Consider the following 19,635-nt stretch of genomic DNA (forward strand, 5'->3'; position numbering starts at 1 on the left):
TCGACGACATCTACGCGAAGATGACCGCGCGCCAGACCGGCGAGGCGACGAAGAAGGGGCTCGAGCTCGGCAGCTGGCTGCCGCAGGTGTCGACCAACCTGATGGCCGGCCTGATCGAGACGCTCGCGATGGCGCCGTACCACGGCCGCGCCGACATGCCGGAAATCGCACGTACGCTGCATCTGGAGGTCGACGACCTGTTCCCGATCGCTGAGGTGCTGCAGTACCTCGGCTTCGCCGACGTGCGCGAAGGGGACGTGTTCCTGACGCCGCCGGGGCGCGTGTTCGCGGAATTCGGCACGCAGGAGCGCAAGCTGATGTTCGCCGATCATCTGCTGAAGCACGTGCCGCTCGCCGCGCGGATCAAGAAGGTGTTGAACGAGCGCCCCGGCCATCGCGCGCCGCGCGTGCGTTTCGAGCAGGAACTGGAGGATTTCCTGTCGGACGGCGCGGCCGAGGAAACCCTCGACGCGGTGATCGACTGGGGCCGTTACGGCGAGATCTTCTCGTACAACGACCAGACCGAAATCTTCAGTCTCGAGGACGTCGAGTCCTGATGCGGGCGGGGCGATTCCGGTGCATCCACCGGAATCGTCCGGATGCTCGCTGCGGCGGGATTCGGCCGCAGCGGGCCAAGAGCCTGCGGCTCGATCCTGGCGTCCGCAACGGGCGCCGGGTCATGGATCACCTGATTGTCGGATCGTGGCCCTGCGGGGGCGCTGCGGATGGCGTTCGCCGAGGATTCGCGCGCCCGGTTTCACTCTTCGACGGCAACGCTTCGTTCACTTCCGACGCCGTCCTTCCCTTCACCACGCGTTGAATGCCTGCCGCATCGGTGCGGCGCGCGATCGCACCCGTCCATCCGCAATAAGTATCGGGGATCGATCTGCTGATCGATCGGACTGCTTTCGGCGCCGAATATCGAATGCTGACAAGTGGTTATGAATTTCCCTACAGTTTGATATATTTGGCGCCACCAAGGCGGCTGAGAGCGCCTTGGTGGTGCGATGGCGACCGGATTGCGGCGGGTTCGCCCGACAAAAAAGAACGAGGTTAACGATGAGTTTCGCAGCAAACGGAAACCCCGACGGGATGGGAGGGGGCGGTGCGGCTTTGGTCGGCGGTTTGAGCAACCTGGGTTCGCTTGCCGGCATGGCGGGCCAACTGGGGGCGCTGACCGGCATGCCGGGCGCGGGGCTGCTGGGCGGTGCCGCGAGCGCGGTGCAACTGGCGCAAACCGGCTTGTCGCTGATGGGCAAGGCCCCGGAGTCGATCGCCGAGGCCATCAACAGCCTGACGGGTGCGCTTCCGCGCCTGACCCAGGACAATCGCTTCATCATGATCGAAACGCCACTCGGCCCGGACGTGCTGCTGGTCAGCGCGGCGATCATCGACGAACACGTCAATCAGTTAACCGAAACACATCTCGACCTGCTTTCCCATCGCAACAATATCGAACCGCAGGAAATCGTCGGGCAGCGGGTCAAGATCACGCTCGAGCCCCAGAGCCGCGATTTCAGCCTGACGCGGGTCGTCACGTCGGCGGCGGATACCGAGACGAAGCGATATTTCGACGGTTACGTTGCGTCGTTCGGCCGCGTCGGGAAATCGGGTTCGGTGACCCGCTACGAAATGTCGGTCGTGCCGTGGTTCTGGTTTCTCACCCGCTCGACCGATTGCCGGATCTTCCAGAACCAGACGCCGCAGGACATCCTGAGCGACATTTTCCGCGAGATGGGTTTTTCGGATTTCGAGTTCGCGATGCAGGGCGAACGTCCGAAGCTCGAATACATCGTCATGTACGACGAGTCGTACTACAGTTTCTGCTCGCGCCTAATGGAGCAGGAAGGGCTGATCTGGACGATCCGTTACGAAAAGGACAAGCACATCCTCGTGATCGGCGACACCAACGCGGTGTTCCAGCCGATTCCGAACCTGAAGACCATTCCGTACGAAGCCAACAGCGCGGCCAGCGAGCAGAACGGCATCGATCGATGGGACGAGGCATTCAGTTTCCGGGTCGGCAAGATCACGTACCGGGATTTCAACTACAACCAGCCGTCGTCGCAACTGATGCATGTCGAGGTGCCGACCGTCAATCTGAAGCACCCGAACATCCAGACGACGGAGCGTTACCAGTTCCATTCGCTGTATGACCACGGCGACGACGGGCAGCGTTACGCGTGCTACGCGATGGAAGCGGAAGAAGCGCTCGCGCATCGTTTCAACGGCGCCGGTCACGCGCACGGGATGACGACGAGCGGGCGCTTCACGCTGGTCAACCACGGCACGTCCGCCTACAACAACAAGGATTTCGTGATTCTTCGCGTTCGTCACCAGGTCGCGAACGACTATACCCAGCAGACCTCCAAACTGCCGTACCACAACACGTTTACGTGCCTTCCGATCGACATTCCGTTCAGGCCGGAGCGGCGTACGCCCAAGCCACACATGCAGGGCACGCAATCCGCGATCGTGGTCGGGCCGAAGGGCGAGGAAATTCACACCGACGGCAGCCGGGTCAAGCTCCATTTCCTGTGGGACCGGCGCGGCAAGCTGGACGGTTCCGATTCGATGTGGGTGCGCGTATCGCAACCATGGGCAGGCAAGGGATGGGGTGGCTCGGCGATTCCGCGGATCGGCCAGGAGGTGCTCGTCTCGTTCAATCAGGGCGATCCGGACAACCCCATCGTCGTCGGCCGTGTGTTCAACGGCGATTCGGGCAACCCGTATCACGGCAGCGGCGGCCAAACGATGGGGATGCGCAGTCAGACGCACAAGGGCGAGGGCTTCAACGAACTGCGATTCTCGGACGTGAATGGCGCCCAGGAGGTCTTTCTGCATGCGCAGAAGGACATGAAGACGATCGTCAAGGACAGCGAGTCTCACACGGTCGAATCCGGTGCGCGGAACGTGTCGGTGCTCAAAGGCGACGAGAGCAAGCATGTCGCAGAAGGCAGCCTGTCGGAAAAGATCGCGAAAGCGCGCTTCACGACGGCCAACACCGTTGGCGTGCAAGCGCTGGCTGGCGACGCCGGACCCGGCAAGCAGAGCTATCAGGCGACGGACGAGATCGAGCATCGGGTCGGCGCGAGCATCGTGACGCTGAAGCCGGACAGCATCAAGTTGTCCCACGGCGCATCGAGCATCCTGATCAATCAGAGCGGCATTTTCCTCGATGGTCCGGTGATCCATCTGAACCAGGGGCTTTTCGTCACGCCCGAGCAGGCGATGGCGATCGAGTGGGCGAATCAGCAGGCCGTCATCGCCGCGGGTCTCGCGTCTGCCGATCCGAAGGTGCAGGCCGCGGCACGCAAGCTTCAGGCGACGGTGAAGGCGCAGCAACTGGCCAAGCTGGCGGAAGCGGTGTACACGCCGGGTACGGCGCCGCCGGGATGGAAGAACGTGTCGAACGATCCGGAAGCGCTGAAGAAGTTCGGCATGCGGCCGCAAGATCTGAAGATCCCCGGCAGCAATTTCGGCGCGCAGGTCTACGCACCCGATCCCGCGGTGTTCGGCGACAGCATGAAGCCGACGCTGGCATTCAAGGGCACGCAGCCGACGGTCAAGGAGGACTGGTCGAACAACCTCAGCCAGGGGCTGGGCGACAATTCGCCGTACTACGATCGCGCCGTGACCCTCGGCAAGAAGATCTACGGCTCCGGTAATGCGGGCGGCCTCGACCTCACCGGCCATTCGCTCGGCGGCGGGTTGGCGTCGGCTGCATCGCAGGCGAGCGGCGCTGGCGCGACCACCTTCAACGCGGCAGGCCTCAATCCTGAAACGTTGCCGCTGTACGGCGCCACGCCGCGGGCGTCGTCGATCACGAACTATCGCGTCGACGGCGACATCCTGACGGGCTCGCAGGAAGGCGGGCTCGGCCCGATCAGCGATGTGACGTCCCACCTGATGCCCAAGGCCGTCGGCGAGCAGATCACCATTCCGGGCACCAGCGTGACGACGGTCCAGCGGCACATGATGGGGCAGGTGACGAGCGGATTGAATACGACCGTCGCGGAGCAGCAATCGTCGCTGCTCGGTCAACTTCAGGGACATTGATGAAATACAGCAAGGTCATCGCCGCGGGCGCGGTTGTCGCGGTAATCGGTTTGTCGTCGCCGTTCTGGTGGCCGACTCAAGCACAGGAAACAAAAATGGCAGACTTCAAACGTTACCCGCCCGAAGATTTTTTCACGGGACAGCAACTCGAGCTGGCGCGTGCCATTCGCGACGGGAATCTGGAGCAGGTCAAGGCGCTCGCGCCGCATACCGATCTCGCTGCCCTGGGCAACAGGAAGGCGAGCCTGTTGTCGTTCGCGGTGCAGGAAGCCGTGCCGGTGAAGACGGACGCCGCCAACGTGCGCCTTCAGATCGTGAGCGAATTGGTGCGGGACGGCGCGAAGCCCGAACAACCGTTCGGCGAGAATGGCGCGAACGTTGCATATCTGGCCGCGCGGGCCGACACGCCGAACCTGCTCAAAGCGTTGCTCGCCGGCGGCATGAATCCGGATCTCAAGTACGACGGCGATACGCCGCTGCTCTTCGCGACCTGCAAGGACACGCTGTTGCCGCAAATGCGCGTACTGGTCGAGCACAAGGCGAACGTCAATGTGCGGGATTCGATGAAAGAAACCGCGCTTTTTGAAGCGACGCGCCTGCGGCAATGGGACGTCGTCGATTATCTGCTCGCGCACGGCGCCGATCCGTCGGTGAAGAACGACAACGGTCTCGCGTACGCGAAGGTCCTCGGCGACGAACTGCAACAGACGCCGAAAGGTTCGCCGCAGCAGGGCCGCATCGAAGCCATTCACAAGCGTCTGGTCGCGGCTGGCGTGCAGTAACGTCGCCCCGTGACGGTTGCGCCGGCTGCGGCCGTGCAGCCGGCGAACAGTGTCAATCCGGCACCTGCCCCGACGGGCCGGCCGAACCGAGAAGAGCATGTCCGAATATCAGATGAACGATGCCGTCATTCAGTTGCCGGCGCACTTCAAAGACAAGACGATTCACCTGTTTACGGTCGATGAAACGGGTAGCGGTAGTAGCGGATTCACTTTCGTGGTTTCGCGCGCGCCGATGGAGCCGGACGACACGGTCGATACGTTCGTGACGCGGCTGGTCTCGGAGATGCGCAAGTCGCTGCCGCGTTTCGAATTGAAGCATCTGGAAAATCGGGAAATCGACGGCGAAACCGCCCGTGAAATCGATTATCGCTGGGTGTCGGAAGGTGCACCGCTGCATCAGCGCCAGACGGTCGTGATGTCGCCGAAGGCGGGGCGCGAACGCGTGGCGATCAGTTTCATCGGCACTTGTCCGAAGTCGTTTACCGAAGACAAGAGCAAGGAATACAAGAACCTGCTCGCGAGTGTCGTGCTGGCCCGGCCTGATCGGGCGGCCTTCGTGCCGATCGCGCTTGGCCAGGACGAGGCCGGAATCGTGTTCGTGCTGCACGAGCCGAGCGCGACGCTGTACACGCTCACGGGCATGGCCGAACTGTACCGGCACGACGTCACGGAAATGTTCGACGACACTGCATTCTTCGGCTCGGGTGGCGAACCGCTGGTGCTGCAGCCGGCCCCGGGCGTGCAATCGGCGTGGCGCGCGAAGGACGGCCGTCAATTCGCGCTGTGGACGGTGGATTTGCGCGAGCACGCATCGTTGAGCGATCGACTTGGCGGTGTGACGGCGGTGAAGGGCATGACCGGCATGCAGAGCGTCGAGGCCGTGCGTGCTTATCTGACCGCGGTTGCGAACGCGGGCTGACGGGGAGCGGGCGTGGATACATTACTCGCGGCTGCGCGGTTGGGCGATCCGATCGCGCATACGGCATCCAAGGGATGGATGATCGCCGGGCTGATCGCGGGTGCAGTAATCGGCGCCGTCGCGGTGGTCGCGACGGGCGGTGCTGCGTTGACGGTCGTCGCTGCAATCGCGGCGGGCGCTGCTGCGGGCGGCGGTCTCGGCGAAGTGCTGGGCACGATGTCATGGGCGCCGCGGCATGTCACCGGAAGTCTCATAAAGGGTTCGCCCAACGTCTTCATCAACAGTCGCGCGGCGATGCGGGCCATCCTGAGCCTGGGCCTGTGCAGCGATCACGCGGGTCCGCCGCAGGTGGTCGCGCAGGGTTCGTCGACGGTCTTCATCAACAGCCAGCCGGCGAGCCGCAAGGAAGACCGGATGATGTGCGGCGCGTTGATCAACGACGGATCGCCGAACGTGTTCATCGGCGGCCCGGCGGTCGGGGAGTTCAATCCTGAAATCCCGGCGTGGGTGAACTGGACGATGCTGGCGGTCGGCGTGGCGGCGACCGCCGTGCTCGCCGGGCCGGCGATCGCGATTCTGGGCGCGGCCGGCGGGTTCGTCGGCGGGGAAGTCGGTTCATGGGTCGGCGGCAAGGTGTTTGGAGAAGGGTCGGACGGGCAGAAGTGGTCGATGCTTGGCGGCAGCCTCCTGGGAGGGGCTGGCGCGGCAAAGGGGGCCGGGCTCGTTGGCGGTGCGAAGGGCGCCGGGTCCGTTGCGGGCGAAATCTCTGCCGGGGAAGCCGCCGCCGACGCGCTTGCCGGCACGCTGCCCAAGGCCGGCACGACGAGTCCTTTCGATTACGTGGTCGATTCGATGCCGGCGGACCTCGTCAGCAATCCAAAGGGTGTCTACGGGTACACGCCGGTGGAAGGATCCGAGTTTGCGGCGCCCAAGTGGCCGGTCGACTGGACGAATGCGGAGCAAGTTGCCAATGCGCGGAACGTGCGGCTCGAATACCATCAGGGCCTGGCCGACGAGAGTGCATGGGTATCCGACATGCGCGCCAGCGGCGCCAGCGAAGAAACGATTGGTCGGCAGATCGTCGACATGCGCAATCAAACCCGGATGTCGAAATACGCCGAGGACAAGCTGCCGACGTTGTATGAGCGCAATATGGCGAAATACGGAAACAAGTATGGCCCGACGTATGAAGCATTGCTTCAGAAATATGGTAGCCCGGAGGGGGTGATCGCCGCGGGGACACGCAGCAACCCGTCAATGGACATTCTTACTGGCATCGCGAAGGTTGGAAAATGATGAAGAACGTGCAACTCGGCGTGATCAATCGCCCGTCGAGCTTCGTTGAGCTGAATGTGGAGACAGGCGTGTTTTCCGCGCTGGTCGGAGACGGTTACGTGGCGCGGGGGAATTACATCTCTGTCGAGGGCCAGGACGTTGCTGTCTTCGCGGCGGACCGGCAGCTTTATCTTCAATGGAACAAAAAACGCTGGAACTTCGCGGATCTCGGACACAACGTCAAGTACGAACACGACTTCCACCGCGGGATGACGACTTTTTCCATTGATGGCGATGCGATTCAGTATCCCGCCTGGTGGGTTGGTGATGACACGTTCGATCCGAATCTGCCCGAGCTCGATGAAGACGAGGATCACTTCGCCTATATCGCGAGCCTGGCCAAAAACAAGGAATTGCAGCGATCCTTGGTCGATGTCTGGAGCCGCTAGGCACGAGCCCGGCCCATTTTGTGTCGCCCTGGATTACAACCCGGACGATGCGCTGTCCGCGAAGATCGAGGAACGCGTGGCGCAGCTTCGCACGCGTCTGTAACCACGAAAGTATGCAGAACGACACGGACGCCACGCACGATGCGCGGCGCATCGCCCCGTTACTGCAGATTCCCCCATCGATCAACGGCCGGTTCGGCCGACGCCCACTTCCAGTGCGTGCCTTGCTGGCACGCATTCGCGAAATACCAGTCGGCCTTGTCGCCGTCCTTCACCGAGAATGCGAATTCCTTGCACAGCGCGAGCGCTGTCGAGTACGCACGCGTGACGCGCACTTCGCCTTCGCCGTTTTCCAGCGGCAGCGTGTTCTTCACCTTCCACGGCTTCACTTCGCCGACGGCCAGGCTGCCTGCCGCCTTCGCGATCGCGTCCTGCTGATTCTGATGGAGCTGCTTCATCGTGCGGTTGACGGCTTCGTCGGTCGCCGCCTGCACGGCGATCCCGACGCCGACGCCGACCGCCGGATTCGCGGTGACGAGGCCCGTCGCCGCGCCGGCCAGTGCGCCGCTCGCCGCGCCGACCGATCCGCAGCCCGACAGCGCGACCGTCGCCGCGCACAGAACGCCGATCGCCGCGATACGGATCGCGACGCTCATTGCAGCGCGCCCCAGCGTTCGGTCGCGGGTTCGGCCGACGCCCATTTCCACACGGGGCCGTCGCGGCAGATCGTGGCGACGTAGAACGCCGATTCGGCGGCCTTGTCGGCTTTCGCCGGCGTGTCGACCGCGAACACGATTTCCTTGCAGTCGAGCGGGCCGATGCTGATCATCCGGCTGACCGTCACGCGGCCCTGCTCGTCGTCCTCGATCGGGAACGAATGGTGCGTCGACCAGGGCGCGACGCCGCCGACGTCGAGCGGACCGGCGGCCTTCGCGATCTGTTCCTGCGTGTAGCGGTGCGCAACGCGCTGCGTGTACTGGACACCAGCCCGTGCACCGGCGACGGCGCCCAGGCCGATGCCCGTCGCGACGGCGGCGTTGTTGGTGACCTTGGAGGCGATCGCGGCGCCTGCGATACCGGCGCCGGCTGTCGCGCCTTCGCTGTACAACGAATTGCAGCCGGACAGCAGTGAGGCCGTGGCGATCGCGGCCAGCATGACGCGCGCCGGCGTGGCCCGGCGCGGCGATTCGAAACGAATGTTCATCCCTGAGTGCAAGTCCTGTCTGGGTGAGCGGCGACGCATGCACGCCTGATGCCGCGTCATTGTTTCGCAATTGTCATAGGAAAACTGCAAAGCTTTGACAAATCGCCGCGCGGCAGGCCGCGTGCGCGCGGGCGGCGTAATTGTCGGATAGATGCTCGACGGAGGGTCGAAACGTTACAAATTGAAGGTAATTGTTACCTTCGTGCACAACGAAGCGACCTAGACTGTTTTGCTATGGAATGTTTCTACGACGGCCTCGCGCCGCGCCGCATATGAGACACCCAGCCATGCGCCGTTCGAAACGGTTATCACCTCGGCCACCCGACGCGGCGGCCGTCCGTCCGGAAGACCGCCCGCGTCCGCGGTCCGACGCGCCATCGGCGCCGCCTGCGGGCGCGCCCGACGACACGCCGTCGGACGGCGATCACAACCAGGGCGGCGCTCGCCCGGAAGGGCTCGACTATCAACGCGACCTTGGTCAGGAGCAGGACGCCTGATTTCGTCGTAGCCGCATTCCACCGCCGTATTTCATTGCAATTCTCGGAACTGAATCGCCGCGCGGCCGCCTTCGGGCCGCCGCGCCCGCTTTGGCGCGCGTCGCGCGCCAGCCAATCGAATCGAGAAGGGGAAGTCGCATGAGCAGATTGATCGTGGTATCGAATCGTGTCGCCGCCGGCGAGGACACGCGCCCGAGCGCAGGCGGCCTCGCGGTCGGCGTGATGGACGCGCTGAAGGAAACCGGCGGCATCTGGTTCGGCTGGAACGGCGAGATCGTCGGTACGCCCGACGCCGCACCCGCAATCCAGCGGGACGGCAACGTCACGTATGCGACGCTCGGGCTGACCCGGCGCGACTACGATCAGTACTACCGCGGCTTCTCGAACGCGACGCTGTGGCCGGTGTTTCACTACCGCGGCGATCTCGCGCGCTTCGACCGGCAGGAGTACGCGGGCTATCTGCGCGTGAACGCGATGCTCGCGCAGCAGCTCGCCGCGCTGCTGCGGCCCGACGACCTGATCTGGGTGCACGACTATCACCTGCTGCCGTTCGCGCATTGCCTGCGCGAGCTCGGCGTGAAGAACCCGATCGGCTTCTTCCTGCACATTCCGTTTCCGTCGCCCGACATGCTGCGCCTCGTGCCGCCGCACGAGGAACTCGTGAAGTTCATGTGCGCGTACGACATCGCGGGTTTCCAGACCGATGCCGACAAGCAGGCGTTCACCGACTACATCGAGCGGCGCGGCGTCGGCGCGGCGAGCGACGACGGGATGCTGCATGCGCACGGCCGCATCGTGAAGGTCGCCGCCTATCCGATCGGCGTGCATCCGGATGCGATCGCCGAGGCAGCCGTCCAGTACGGCTCGCGCAAGCCGGTGAAGATGCTGAGCGATGCGCTCGCCGGCCGCAAGCTCGTGATGAGCGTCGACCGGCTCGACTATTCGAAGGGGCTCGTCGAACGCTTCCAGTCGTTCGAGCGGATGCTCGCCAACGCGCCGGGCTGGCAGGGGCGCGTGTCGCTCGTGCAGATCGCGCCGCCGACGCGCTCCGACGTGCAGACCTACCAGCGCATTCGCGAAATGCTCGAGGGCGAGGCCGGCCGCATCAACGGCCGCTTCTCGCAGCTCGACTGGACGCCGATCCAGTACCTGAACCGCAAGTACGAGCGCAATCTGCTCATGGCGTTCTTCCGGATGTCGCAGGTTGGCTACGTGACGCCGTTGCGCGACGGGATGAATCTCGTCGCCAAGGAGTACGTCGCATCGCAGGATCCGGCCGATCCGGGCGTGCTCGTGCTGTCGGAGTTCGCGGGCGCGGCGGCCGAGTTGACCGGTGCGCTGCTCGTCAATCCTTACGACCTGTCGCAGATGGCCGACGCGCTCGAGCGCGCGCTGTCGATGCCGCTCGCGGAGCGGCAGGCGCGTCACGAGGAGAACCTCGCGCGGCTGCGCGAGAACAACCTGTCGGTCTGGCGCGATACGTTCGTCGCCGACCTGCGCAGCGTCGCGGCGGCGGCGTCGGTCACGCAGCGCGCGGGCCGGCGAGTCGCGCATGTCTGAGCGCGTGGAGGAGGGCGGCGCGCAGGAGGTGTCCGCCCGCTTCTTCGTCGTCACGGGCGGCCCCGGCTCCGGCAAGAGCACATTGCTCGATGCGCTCGAGCGCAGTGGTTTCGCGCGCTCGCACGAGGCCGGGCGTGGTGTGATCCGCGACCAGATGGCGATCGACGGTCCGGCGCTACCTTGGCGCGACCGGGCCGCGTTCGCCGAGCTGATGCTGAACTGGGAGATGCGTTCGTACCATCTCGCACGAGGCGCGCGCGGGCCAGTGTTCTTCGACCGCGGCGTGCCGGACGTGATCGGCTACCTGCGCCTGACGGGCCTCGCGGTACCCACGCATGCGGAGGCCGCGGCGCGGCGCTTCCGTTATCACCGGCGCGTGTTCATTGCGCCGCCGTGGCGCGACATCTACACACAGGATACCGAGCGCCGGCAGGATTTCGCCGAGGCGGTGCGCACCTACGACGCAATGGTCGACTGCTATACGGCGTATGGGTATCGGCTGATCGAGCTGCCGTGCGTGAGCGTGAAGGCGCGCGTGCGCTTCGTGATGGACGCGCTCGATGCCGCGTGACCGGCGCTCGCCACGCGCGGCGGCGTCAGGTTGCCGCGTCGGGGCGCGGCGACGCGATGCGCAGCATGCTGACCACCGCGGCGAGCGCCGCGAACACCGTGGCGACATAGAGCGCGATCGTCGGCCCGCGGTCGGGCGCCAGCCCGAAAATCAGTGCGACGAGCGCGGCACCGAGCGTCTGGCCCGTCAGGCGTGCCGTGCTCAGCATCCCGCCCGCGCCGCCGCTGCGCTCGCGCGGCGCCGACGACAGCATCGCTCGATTGTTCGGCGACTGGAACAGCCCGAAACCCGCGCCGCACAGCGCCATCCGCCACACGATGTCGACGGTGCCCGGATGCGCGCCGATCGTCGCGAGCGACAGTAGCCCGGCCGCGAACAGCGCAAGTCCGATTCCGCCGAGGATCCCGGCCGAGTAGCGATCCGACAGCACGCCGGCGAGCGGCGCGGCGAATACGATCACGAGCGGCCACGGCGTCATGTAGAGGCCGGTTTCGACTTGCGAGAAACCGAGCGAATGCTGCAGCCAGAACGGCAGCGCGACGAACGCGAGCATCTGCGACGTGAACGATGCAACGGACGTGCAGATCGACAGCGCGAACATCGGGATGCGCATCAGGTCGACCGGCAGCAGCGGCGCCGGCTGCGACAGTTGTCGCTTCACGAAGAAGTAGCCGACGGTGAACGCGATCGCCAGTTCGGCCGCGACGTACGCGTGGCTTTCGCCGTGGCCGAGTCCGTCGACGGCCATGATCAGCAGGCCGAACACGCACGCGTTCATCAGCGCACTCGGGAAGTCGTACGGCGCGTCGTGCAGCGGGTTGGCCGGCAGTGCACGGAGACTGCCGAACACCGCGGCGATGCCGATCGGCACGTTGACCGCGAACAGCCAGGGCCACGACGCGAACGACAGGATCGCCGATGCGACCGTCGGGCCGATCGCCGACGACAGCGCGACCACCATCGCATTGATCGACAGCCCGCGCCCGAGCATCGACGACGGGTAGATCATCCGCACGAGCGCCGCGTTCACGCTCATGATGCCGGCCGCACCGAATCCCTGTATCACGCGCATCACGGCGAGCATGGGCAGCGAGCCGGCGAGCGCGCAGCCGAGCGACGCCGCGGTGAAGAGCCCGAGCCCGGCGATGTAGATGCGGCGATAGCCGATGCGTTCGCCGAGCGACGCGAGGGGCAGCAGCGTGATCGTGACCGCGAGCTGGTACGCGTTGACGATCCAGATCGATGCGGCATCGGACGCGTGCAGGTCGCGCGCGATCGTCGGCAGCGCGACGTTCGCGATGGCGCCGTCGAGCACGGCGAGCGTGATGCCCAATGCGACGCAGACGATTGCCCAGTAGCGTTGCGGAAGCGGCAGGCCGGTATCGGCGTTCATGACGGGAGCGAAGGCGTGATTGGCCGCGTACCCGGATGCCGGTTGCGTGCGCAACCATGCTCGCGGGTGGAGGCGGTGGTGAACGGCCCGGTCAGCCTGGCGGCGCTGGAGCGGGACCGGTCGAGTGTATCACCGGGCCGCGTCGAGCGACGCCGCCACCGGCCGGCGGCCGGTGCGTGCACTCAGCCTTCGAAGTCGAGACCGCCGAGCCGCACGAGCGGGGCGGCCTGCGTGCGCGACGCGAGATCGATGTCGCGCGCGCCCTGCCATGCGCTCAGCTTCCTCGGCAGCGCGCTGAGGTAGTGCTCGAATCGCGCGGGCCCATCGGGTGCCATCAGTCGTTCGATCTCGTCGGTGTCCCAGGTCAGTTCGAGGTTCAGCGGATGCACGAAGCCGCTCACGTGCTCGTGCGGCGCGCTGCGGATCTGCACGCGCGTCGGTTGCCCGTGCCCGCCGTACGGGACGACGTCGGTCAGCACGTGATCGGCGAAGTAGGCGGCGATCGCCTGCGCAATGCGCGGCGCGAATTCGGTATCGAAACGGCGGGCGGTTTCGGGCTGCATGAAGGCGTCTCCTGTGTGCCGAAAATCGTAGCACGGCCGCGCCGCGTTTCGGTGTGCGTGATACGCGTAATGGCGCGTTACCACTTGCTGCATCTATTACGGCCGCGCGCACCCACAATGCATCGCATCCAGTACCACTTCGCGTGGGAGTCCATCATGAAAAGAATTGCCGCAGTATGTGTCCTCGCCGGTTCGCTCGCCGTGGCGGGCCCGGCGTCCGCGCATGGTCGCGACGGGGGCGCCGTCATCGGCGCGCTGATCGGCGGCGCGGTGCTCGGCGCGATCGTGACATCGGCGATGAATCCGCCCGTCGCATACCAGGCGCCCGTGTATCAGGCACCGGCCTATCAGCCGCCGACGTACTATCAGGCCCCGGCTTACCAGCAGCCGGCTTATCCGACCTATCGGCAGGCGCAGTACCAGGACGACGGCCAGGACTATTGCTACGACCGCTATCAGCGCCCGTATGTGTGCGGCGCGCCGGTGTCGGGCGGCTATGCGCGGCCGGCCGGCTGGTAAGCGGGCCGGTGATCGGGCTCGTCGCCGCGTGGCCGGTGCCGATTGAGTAAATCGCGGGTATGCAGGAAGACAAAAGGAAAGGCCCTCGCGTGATGCGAGGGCCTTCGTCGTTTCTCGGGCGTCGGGTTTTGGGCGCCGGACGGCAGCCGCGCGAGGCCGTGTGCGGATACAAACGGTTGCAATTGGATCCGCAGGATCAGTGACGATGGCCGCCGTCGCCGCGTCCGCCGCCGCCATCGTTCCAGTCGCCGCGACGTCCGCCGCCGCGTCCCCAGCCGCCATGGTCCCCACGATCGCGATCCCAGCGGCGGTAGTCGCGGTGTCCGCGATCCCAGTCGCGTCCGCCGCCACCACCCCAGATATTGACCGTGCCATAGACGGGGGATGCCCCGTAGGCCGGCCCGTACGCGTAGCCGGGATCGGAATAGTAGGTCTGTCCGTAGCCGTATCCGTATCCGGCGTCCGGACCGACGACGCACCCGGCCAGCAGCGTGGCGACGCCGGCGGCGGCAATGAGCTTCAGCATGATGTTCTCCGTTGATTCCCCTATAAGTACCGCGCGCGGGGATTGCCGGCTGTTTGCAATTGTGTCGCCAAATTACAGCCTCGTAAGGTCGTGCGACGAAAGTGTTAGCATCGGGGCCTATTTTTGTTTATCAGGAGCACATCGATGAAATTCGCGATCCGGGCCGCCCTGGCCGCCCTTTGCGTGACGACCGCCGCCGCCTGCGCGGCGGGGCCCGCATCGGCGCCCGCCGTGCCGGCCGAATCGATCAAGATGTTCCCGCAGCCGGCGGCTGGCCAGCAGCGCGCGGTGATCGCGCTGCCCGCGCTCGAGAACGAAGGCGATGCGCGCGTCGAGCTGATGATCGGCAAGATGCTGCAGACCGACTGCAACCAGCAATGGTTCGGCGGCGAGTTGACCGCAGAGGACGTGAAGGGCTGGGGCTATACGTACTACCGGCTGACCGACGTGAAGGGGCCGGCATCGACGCTGATGGCCTGCCCGGGCCAGGCGCCGCAGCAGCGCTTCGTGCAAGTGCGCGGTGACGGCCAACTGCTGCGCTACAACAGCCGCCTGCCGCTCGTCGTGTACGTGCCGGACGGTTTCGACGTGCGCTACCGCGTGTGGCATGCGTCGAAGGACGTGCAGCACGCCGTCACGCAGTAACGCACCGACCGGCGCGGTCATGCGGGGCGCTTGCCGCTGCGCGGCCGCCCGGTCTTGCGGGCTTCTCTCCGGAGCCCGTCACTATCCGCCGCTCGCATCCGCGAGCGCCGGCCATGCGGCCAGCGCGGTTTGCGCGACCGCCTCCACATCGCGACGGCTCGCGCCGTGGCGCGTCTGAATCGCCATCCCCTGTTGGACCGTCACGGAGTAGCGCGCGATCGCATCGAAGTTCGCGTGCGCGGAGAGCTCGCCGGTTACCACGCCTTCGCCAAGCCGCGCGCGTAATGCGGCGACCGTCTGCTTGCGCATCGCGATCAGCGTGTGCCGTACCGCACCGCTGGACGCAAGGGCTTGCGCACGATCTCGGCGTGTGCGGCATCACGGTCAATCTCGTGCATTCGGGGGGGCGACCGATACCGACATGAATCCGGCCGACGGTGAGCATGCCGCCGCACAACGTTCGCGGATGGCGGTTCCGCAGTACGGCGAGGCCGAGGATGAGGCGGCGCTCGTCGCGCTCGTCGTCGGGCTGGAAGGGCAGGTCGATCAACGGGACGGAGTTGGCGACCGACGGCGGCGCGAATGTGTAAGGGGCGATGGCCGGTGCGACCCGATCGGACGGAGTGACGTTGACTACGGGCAGCCGAGCTGCCGATGCTCGACCTCCAGATCGGCTCGTTTGTCGTAAGCACGCAGCTCGTTGCGCGGCTTGCCGTCCGGGCCGATGCCGCGCACGACCTTGTGGCCGCGGTCCGGCGCATGTTTGACGGCATCGATGCCGGCGGCCAGTTCGCTGCAGCGAGCAACGGTCGACGCGCGTTCCGGGCGGCGTGTTGCCGCATCCGCGACGTTGGCGACGCCCGGGCTGACGTATCGCTGCTTCGGCGTCGCCGTGCCGGTCGCGCTTGTGACATCGGCGGCATTCGCCGTGTAGATCAGCGCCGACGACATGGCCAGGGCCGCGAGTGTTTGAGTCATGGTCGAGGTTCGGGTGCGGATGAAGGTTCGGGATTCTACGTAATCTACGGTACATGTCGATTGCGCCAGGTCCGGGTGCGATCGCATGTCGCATGTCGTCGTGATGACGCGGCGATGAATGGAAGAGGATAACGAACTATTTCACAGGTGAAATGCGGAATTCATTTACAAAGTGATCAAGCGTACTTACGATGACGCCAATTTGGGCTAGCGGAACTTCGTATGCGTACAGTCGATCGGGCGACGTTTGCCGCGCTCTGCCTTTGTCTTGCCGCATGTGGCGGCGGTGACGACAACGCTGCCGCAGGCGCGCAGACCGTTGCGGGCACATCGACATCGTCCGGCGCACCTACCGGTGCTGCATCCGGCGCAGCGGCTTCATCGACGAGTTCCGGCAGCCCGGCGTCGACCGCCGGGGCGACCGGTACGGCGTCCGGTGCGACGCTTCTGCCTTCCAATGGCACCAAACCTGTTCTCGTCGCCGATGTGACGGTTTTCCCGGCCAGCGACGGCAGCGACCAGGCCGACGCGTTGCAGAAAGCATTCGACAGCCTGCGTGCCGGCCAACGCCTCGTCATCGCACCGGGACGCTACGTCGTCGGGCATTCGCTTGCCGTGACGGTGCCCCAGGCGGTGATTTCCGGATACGGCGCGACGCTGGCCGCCACGAATCCGGCCGACCAGACGATCGTGATGAGCGGCGTCGGTTCGACGCTCGTCGGCGTGACGCTGGCCGGCACCGGCACGACGCGCCTCACGACGCCCGAGTCGACGAAAGTCGAGGTGACGGGCTCGGACGTTCAGGTGCTCGGCGTGACGATCCGGGGCGGCGCGAGCGCCGGGATCTTCGTGTTCGGCGGCAACGGTATCGCGATCGTGGGCAATACCGTTCAGGCGACGCTGGCCGACGGCATCCATACGACTTACGGTTCGACCAACGTGCTGGTGCAGAACAATACGGTGGCCGGCACCGGTGACGACCTGATCGCCGTGGTCAGCTATCTCGGCGACGGCCGCCTGAGCAACAACGTGCTGATCGACCATAACGCGGTGTCGGGCAACGCGTGGGGGCGCGGCATCACCGTCGTCGGCGGGCGGGCGGTAACGATCTCGAACAATACGGTCGACGGCGTCGAGAAGGCGGCGGGAATTCTGGTCGCACAGGAGGACAGCTGGAAAACCTACGGGTCTTCGAACGTCGTCATCACGGGCAATACCGTGACCAACATCCAGACCGCGAACGTGAACAACGGGCTGCAGCCGACGCAGCAGGGCGCGATCGAGCTGGATACGTGGTCGGGAACCGTGTCGGATGTCACCGTGGCGGACAACCGCGTGTCGGGCTCCGGCTATGCGGGTTTCCGGGCGTACGGGAACGTGTGTTCGTTCAGTGTGACGGGCAACACGTTTTCGTCGATTGCCGGCTTGCCGGTCTCGCTGTTGACGAATGGTTGCGCGGCGAACCAGATCGTCGTCGATGCGAATCGGCTCGGGGACGGCAGTCTGCTGGCGCTGCCGGCCGGGGCGTCGCCGACGGGGACGTTTGCCGTGACGGGCGCGAATGCGAGTCTGATGCCGCAGGTCAGGACCGGATTGATGCAGTGACGGGGCGGTGAGGCTGCAAGGCGGGTGGGTGTTGTGTGGCAAAGCCTGAACGTAGGTGGTCGCGGCCGAACAGGGGACCAGGCGGGAACGTGCGCGAATCAGCGGCCGGATGCAGCAAATGCGGGCGATGCGGGTCTCAGGTACAACTCGACCGCCCGAACGCGTTCTTGGTATGAATCCATGGACTTTGGCCACATACACTTCGGTCCAGCCATCCTTCTGGATCGTAAACCACTCGCGCGCGACAGCCTCAAACGTCGATGCGGGCTCGATCGCTCGGGTGCGTTTCGCTTCTCGCTTCTGCTCATACGGACCTCCTCGGTTGCCGTAAATTATGGCTCGAAGATGTCTACGGAAGGCTGGCCGGTCCAGTCCACTTTTTGACGGGAACGTCCGGATGTCGTCCAGGTCCGTCCTTACGGACATTCATGGATGGGTCGTAAGCTTTGACGAGCAATGTCGGCAGTTGACATTGCCAAACCATGCCGCCTAACATCGCTCGAGATGACTAGGAGAATTTCAGTATGAATGCGACATTTATCATCGTAGTAGGAAGTCGGCGCATGGTCCGTTAGCGGCACCTGGCTGCCCCCATGCGCCCCCGATACCTTCGGGGGCTTTTTTTTGCCTACGCGAAAGTCTTCCCATCGGAAACGCCGGTGACTTCCACACCATCGCCTCCCAGGCTCTCCACACTGATTCTGCTGTGCGCACTTTCAGTGCTGCCATTGAGCATATGCCTACCTTCGTTGCCGAACATTGCGATAGCTTTTCACGCTGACTATGCGCTCGTGAGCTTATCGCTGGCAGGATATGCAAGTGTCGCGGCCACACTGGAATTGATCATGGGGCCACTGTCCGATCGCTTCGGGCGAAGGGCAATTGTACTGACCAGCCTGACAGTATTCGTGATTGGGTCGCTTGGCTGCGCACTTTCGGGCAATATCTGGGCCTTTCTGGCTTTCCGCTTGCTTCAGGCTCCAATAACCTCCTGCTACCCGGTGTCGATGGCGGCCATCAGGGATACGACCGGAAAGGAAGGGGCAGCGAGCCGAATCGGATATGCCGCGATGGCAGCGGCTTTTGCCCCGATGCTTGGTCCAACGGTCGGTGGCGTGATTGATGAAACCAGCGGCTGGCGAGCAATTTTCTGGGGCCTTGCCCTTGCCGGCATATCACTTTTTGCGGTGTGCTGGTTCGGTCTAGGTGAGACTAACAAGAATCCATCGGGCACGATCAGGCGGCAGCTTCGGGCCTATCCTGCGCTTTTGCAAGAACGTCGCTTCTGGGCCTATGCACTGTGCATGGCGTTTTCAACCGGCACGTTTTATACCTTTCTGGCTGGTGCTCCATTGGCCGCCAAAACGTCGTTCGATGTGCCACCGGCAACGCTAGGCTTTTGGATGGGCACCATCACTGCCGGGTTCGTGCTTGGCAGCTTTCTGTCTGGTCGCTACGCGAGACGCTATCCCCTCACGACAACCATCATGGCAGGACGTATCGTTGCGTGCGCCGGCCCCATCGTCGGCTTGATGCTCTTCCTCGTCGGAGCCAAACATGCAATGGCGCTGTTCGGACCTTGCATGCTTGTTGGTTTCGGTAACGGCCTGTCGAATCCATGCGCTCATGCCGGTGCGGTGTCAGTGCGTCCGGAACTAGCGGGCAGCGCTTCTGGTTTGGCTGGCGCGTTGACGATAGCTGGGGGCGCCGCGCTTTCCTCAATGACGGGAGCCGTATTGACAGAGAGCAACGCAGCTTACGCGCCGCTTTTCCTGATGTTGTTTTCCTCCGTAATTGCTCTGTTGGCCGCATCATATGTGGGTGTATTGGACCGGCACGAGGCGTATCGATGATCAAACATTGGTACTTCGTTCCGGTGAATTGCCCACTCCCCGGCGGGGCGTCGTTTAGCGTGCGCTTCCAATCAAGCCGGCTTCGTTGTGCGCCGAATAGAGCATTTGTGATTATGCAGCCGGTCCTGCTGGTGGATGGGAAGCGTGGAGGGGCCAGGCACAAGGGTCCGATATACCTTGGAAGCCGGCGCTCGAAGGCACGGTGGCCGACTGGCGGCATCGGGTCGATCACGGTCC

The 19,635-nt window shown here is 64.7% G+C and carries 19 protein-coding genes and 2 pseudogenes; 14 read left to right on the plus strand and 7 right to left on the minus strand.

The annotated features are described in order from the left end of the window. The 6 genes from DIE08_RS31130 to DIE08_RS31155 form a co-directional block, all read left to right on the plus strand. Positions 1-557, plus strand: a 557-nt coding sequence (locus DIE08_RS31130; protein ID WP_185633794.1) for an AAA-associated domain-containing protein, incomplete at its 5' end; no start/stop codon positions are given. Positions 558-1,059: 502 nt separating this feature from the next. Continuing rightward, positions 1,060-4,059: a type VI secretion system Vgr family protein gene (gene tssI, locus DIE08_RS31135; protein WP_124905473.1), complete on the plus strand. Its 3,000-nt coding sequence runs from the start codon at positions 1,060-1,062 to the stop codon at positions 4,057-4,059. Between the two features lie 95 nt (positions 4,060-4,154). Further along, on the plus strand, positions 4,155-4,841 hold the full coding sequence (locus DIE08_RS31140) for an ankyrin repeat domain-containing protein (RefSeq protein ID WP_260436598.1): 687 nt from the start codon (positions 4,155-4,157) through the stop codon (positions 4,839-4,841). A gap of 97 nt (positions 4,842-4,938) precedes the next feature. Further along, positions 4,939-5,760, plus strand: a complete 822-nt coding sequence (locus tag DIE08_RS31145) for a DcrB-related protein (protein WP_124905477.1) — start codon at positions 4,939-4,941, stop codon at positions 5,758-5,760. A gap of 12 nt (positions 5,761-5,772) precedes the next feature. After that, positions 5,773-7,056 carry a PAAR domain-containing protein gene (locus DIE08_RS31150; protein ID WP_221622515.1) on the plus strand — a complete coding sequence of 428 codons (1,284 nt, stop codon included), beginning with the start codon at positions 5,773-5,775 and terminating at the stop codon, positions 7,054-7,056. After that, positions 7,053-7,484: a hypothetical protein gene (locus DIE08_RS31155; protein ID WP_124905479.1), complete on the plus strand. Its 432-nt coding sequence runs from the start codon at positions 7,053-7,055 to the stop codon at positions 7,482-7,484. Before DIE08_RS31150 ends, DIE08_RS31155 begins: the two co-directional genes overlap by 4 nt. A gap of 161 nt (positions 7,485-7,645) precedes the next feature. On the opposite strand, the gene DIE08_RS31160 is transcribed toward DIE08_RS31155, so the two are convergent. Both DIE08_RS31160 and DIE08_RS31165 read right to left on the minus strand, forming a co-directional pair. Then, on the minus strand, positions 7,646-8,140 hold the full coding sequence (locus DIE08_RS31160) for a hypothetical protein (protein WP_124905481.1): 495 nt from the start codon (positions 8,138-8,140) through the stop codon (positions 7,646-7,648). Continuing rightward, positions 8,137-8,727 (minus strand): hypothetical protein, encoded by a 591-nt coding sequence (locus tag DIE08_RS31165; protein WP_124905483.1) that lies wholly within the window; start codon positions 8,725-8,727, stop codon positions 8,137-8,139. The genes DIE08_RS31160 and DIE08_RS31165 overlap by 4 nt, the downstream gene beginning before the upstream one ends. Positions 8,728-8,975: 248 nt before the next feature. Between DIE08_RS31165 and DIE08_RS36425 the strand changes: the two genes are divergently transcribed. The 3 genes from DIE08_RS36425 to DIE08_RS31180 all read left to right on the plus strand — a co-directional run bounded on the left by DIE08_RS36425 (position 8,976) and on the right by DIE08_RS31180 (position 11,316). Next, positions 8,976-9,185, plus strand: coding sequence for a hypothetical protein (locus tag DIE08_RS36425; protein WP_124905485.1), 210 nt, complete (start codon positions 8,976-8,978; stop codon positions 9,183-9,185). Positions 9,186-9,323: 138 nt separating this feature from the next. Next, on the plus strand, positions 9,324-10,745 hold the full coding sequence (gene otsA / locus DIE08_RS31175; protein ID WP_124905487.1) for an alpha,alpha-trehalose-phosphate synthase (UDP-forming): 1,422 nt from the start codon (positions 9,324-9,326) through the stop codon (positions 10,743-10,745). Then, positions 10,738-11,316: an AAA family ATPase gene (locus DIE08_RS31180; protein ID WP_124905489.1), complete on the plus strand. Its 579-nt coding sequence runs from the start codon at positions 10,738-10,740 to the stop codon at positions 11,314-11,316. Before otsA ends, DIE08_RS31180 begins: the two co-directional genes overlap by 8 nt. Positions 11,317-11,341: 25 nt before the next feature. On the opposite strand, the gene DIE08_RS31185 is transcribed toward DIE08_RS31180, so the two are convergent. Further along, the gene (locus DIE08_RS31185) at positions 11,342-12,709 is read right to left on the minus strand and encodes an MFS transporter (protein ID WP_124626730.1); all 1,368 of its coding nucleotides are present in this window, start codon (positions 12,707-12,709) and stop codon (positions 11,342-11,344) included. A gap of 182 nt (positions 12,710-12,891) precedes the next feature. Next, positions 12,892-13,272 carry a DUF5594 family protein gene (locus DIE08_RS31190; protein ID WP_059605672.1) on the minus strand — a complete coding sequence of 127 codons (381 nt, stop codon included), beginning with the start codon at positions 13,270-13,272 and terminating at the stop codon, positions 12,892-12,894. 117 nt (positions 13,273-13,389) lie between these two features. On the opposite strand from DIE08_RS31190, the gene DIE08_RS31195 reads away from it, so the two are divergent. Beyond that, positions 13,390-13,791 carry a hypothetical protein gene (locus DIE08_RS31195; protein ID WP_124905491.1) on the plus strand — a complete coding sequence of 134 codons (402 nt, stop codon included), beginning with the start codon at positions 13,390-13,392 and terminating at the stop codon, positions 13,789-13,791. A 196-nt stretch (positions 13,792-13,987) separates the two neighbouring features. Here the strand turns inward: DIE08_RS31195 and DIE08_RS31200 are convergent, their stop codons facing one another. Further along, positions 13,988-14,317, minus strand: coding sequence for a hypothetical protein (locus tag DIE08_RS31200; RefSeq protein ID WP_124905493.1), 330 nt, complete (start codon positions 14,315-14,317; stop codon positions 13,988-13,990). A 144-nt stretch (positions 14,318-14,461) separates the two neighbouring features. On the opposite strand from DIE08_RS31200, the gene eco reads away from it, so the two are divergent. After that, positions 14,462-14,962, plus strand: coding sequence for a serine protease inhibitor ecotin (eco, locus tag DIE08_RS31205; protein ID WP_059680494.1), 501 nt, complete (start codon positions 14,462-14,464; stop codon positions 14,960-14,962). A gap of 81 nt (positions 14,963-15,043) precedes the next feature. Here eco and DIE08_RS31210 read toward each other — a convergent pair. Then, positions 15,044-15,301, minus strand: a pseudogene (locus tag DIE08_RS31210) (TetR/AcrR family transcriptional regulator); the annotation flags it as partial. Here DIE08_RS31210 and DIE08_RS36600 point away from each other — a divergent pair. Next, a pseudogene (locus tag DIE08_RS36600) lies at positions 15,301-15,552 on the plus strand (SDR family oxidoreductase); the annotation flags it as partial. The pseudogenes DIE08_RS31210 and DIE08_RS36600 sit on opposite strands and share 1 nt — an antisense overlap. 43 nt (positions 15,553-15,595) lie before the next feature. Here the strand turns inward: DIE08_RS36600 and DIE08_RS31220 are convergent. Continuing rightward, positions 15,596-16,027, minus strand: coding sequence for a hypothetical protein (locus DIE08_RS31220; protein ID WP_260436599.1), 432 nt, complete (start codon positions 16,025-16,027; stop codon positions 15,596-15,598). A 399-nt stretch (positions 16,028-16,426) separates the two neighbouring features. Between DIE08_RS31220 and DIE08_RS31225 the strand changes: the two genes are divergently transcribed. Then, positions 16,427-17,545: a right-handed parallel beta-helix repeat-containing protein gene (locus DIE08_RS31225; protein ID WP_124905495.1), complete on the plus strand. Its 1,119-nt coding sequence runs from the start codon at positions 16,427-16,429 to the stop codon at positions 17,543-17,545. Between the two features lie 593 nt (positions 17,546-18,138). Continuing rightward, complete coding sequence (locus DIE08_RS31235; protein WP_124905496.1) at positions 18,139-19,398, plus strand: multidrug effflux MFS transporter; 1,260 nt, start codon at positions 18,139-18,141, stop codon at positions 19,396-19,398. Positions 19,399-19,635 lie beyond the last annotated feature (237 nt).

The organism is Burkholderia sp. Bp9004, from assembly GCF_003858025.1.
GTDB lineage: Bacteria > Pseudomonadota > Gammaproteobacteria > Burkholderiales > Burkholderiaceae > Burkholderia > Burkholderia diffusa.

Coding starts and splice junctions, on each gene's coding strand:
- tssI (WP_124905473.1), top strand. CDS start 1,060: ATGAGTTTCGCAGCAAACGGAAACCCCGACGGGATGGGAGGGGGCGGT.
- DIE08_RS31140 (WP_260436598.1), top strand. CDS start 4,155: ATGGCAGACTTCAAACGTTACCCGCCCGAAGATTTTTTCACGGGACAG.
- DIE08_RS31145 (WP_124905477.1), top strand. CDS start 4,939: ATGTCCGAATATCAGATGAACGATGCCGTCATTCAGTTGCCGGCGCAC.
- DIE08_RS31155 (WP_124905479.1), top strand. CDS start 7,053: ATGATGAAGAACGTGCAACTCGGCGTGATCAATCGCCCGTCGAGCTTC.
- DIE08_RS31160 (WP_124905481.1), bottom strand. CDS start 8,140: ATGAGCGTCGCGATCCGTATCGCGGCGATCGGCGTTCTGTGCGCGGCG.
- DIE08_RS31165 (WP_124905483.1), bottom strand. CDS start 8,727: ATGCGTCGCCGCTCACCCAGACAGGACTTGCACTCAGGGATGAACATT.
- DIE08_RS36425 (WP_124905485.1), top strand. CDS start 8,976: ATGCGCCGTTCGAAACGGTTATCACCTCGGCCACCCGACGCGGCGGCC.
- otsA (WP_124905487.1), top strand. CDS start 9,324: ATGAGCAGATTGATCGTGGTATCGAATCGTGTCGCCGCCGGCGAGGAC.
- DIE08_RS31180 (WP_124905489.1), top strand. CDS start 10,738: ATGTCTGAGCGCGTGGAGGAGGGCGGCGCGCAGGAGGTGTCCGCCCGC.
- DIE08_RS31185 (WP_124626730.1), bottom strand. CDS start 12,709: ATGAACGCCGATACCGGCCTGCCGCTTCCGCAACGCTACTGGGCAATC.
- DIE08_RS31190 (WP_059605672.1), bottom strand. CDS start 13,272: ATGCAGCCCGAAACCGCCCGCCGTTTCGATACCGAATTCGCGCCGCGC.
- DIE08_RS31195 (WP_124905491.1), top strand. CDS start 13,390: ATGCATCGCATCCAGTACCACTTCGCGTGGGAGTCCATCATGAAAAGA.
- DIE08_RS31200 (WP_124905493.1), bottom strand. CDS start 14,317: ATGCTGAAGCTCATTGCCGCCGCCGGCGTCGCCACGCTGCTGGCCGGG.
- eco (WP_059680494.1), top strand. CDS start 14,462: ATGAAATTCGCGATCCGGGCCGCCCTGGCCGCCCTTTGCGTGACGACC.
- DIE08_RS31220 (WP_260436599.1), bottom strand. CDS start 16,027: ATGCGATCGCACCCGGACCTGGCGCAATCGACATGTACCGTAGATTAC.
- DIE08_RS31235 (WP_124905496.1), top strand. CDS start 18,139: ATGCGCCCCCGATACCTTCGGGGGCTTTTTTTTGCCTACGCGAAAGTC.